Origin of the sequence: Escherichia sp. AM3 (assembly GCF_032029835.1) — a bacterium.
GTDB lineage: Bacteria > Pseudomonadota > Gammaproteobacteria > Enterobacterales > Enterobacteriaceae > Escherichia > Escherichia coli.
In genome coordinates, this window is the sequence record NZ_JAVUPQ010000437.1 from 1 (window position 1) to 789 (window position 789).

The window sequence follows — 789 nt, forward strand, 5'->3', positions numbered from 1 at the left end:
CGGAGCACTGGCGTGAATAACAATCTTGTTGTGCCCTTTTTAATGCTTAACCCAATAACAGGAATTAACTAATGGATATTCCACGTATTTTTACCATCAGTGAAAGCGAACACCGCATCCACAACCCGTTCACCGAAGAGAAGTACGCCACGCTGGGTCGCGTGCTGCGCATGAAACCAGAGACCCGAATTCTGGACCTCGGCAGCGGCTCGGGCGAGATGCTCTGCACCTGGGCCCGGGATCATGGCATTACGGGGACTGGAATCGACATGAGTTCGCTCTTCACCGCGCAGGCCAGACGCCGCGCGGAAGAACTCGGCGTCAGCGAACGCGTACATTTTATTCATAATGATGCGGCGGGTTACGTCGCCAATGAAAAATGTGACGTAGCAGCCTGCGTTGGCGCGACCTGGATTGCCGGAGGCTTTGCCGGGACAGTCGAACTGCTGGCGCAGAGCCTTAAACCGGGCGGGATCATGCTCATCGGTGAACCTTACTGGCGTCAGCTTCCGGCAACGGACGAGATAGCCCAGGCCTGTGGCGTCAGCTCGACGACCGATTTTCTGACGCTACCAGGGCTTGTCAGCGCGTTTGACGACCTCGGCTACGACGTGGTGGAAATGGTACTGGCGGACCAGGAAGGCTGGGACCGATATGAGGCCGCGAAATGGCTGACCATGCGCCGCTGGCTGGAGGCCAATCCTGACGATGACTTCGCCGCCGAAGTCAGGGCCGAGCTAAACATCTCGCCGAAACGCCACGTAACGTACGCGCGGGAATACTTTGGCT

1 protein-coding gene is annotated in these 789 nt (G+C 57.5%); it reads left to right on the forward strand.

The window, feature by feature from the left end:
* Window positions 1–71: 71 nt before the first annotated feature.
* On the forward strand, window positions 72–789 hold a 718-nt coding region (locus RTW80_RS26430), incomplete at its 3' end, for a class I SAM-dependent methyltransferase (protein ID WP_312721049.1).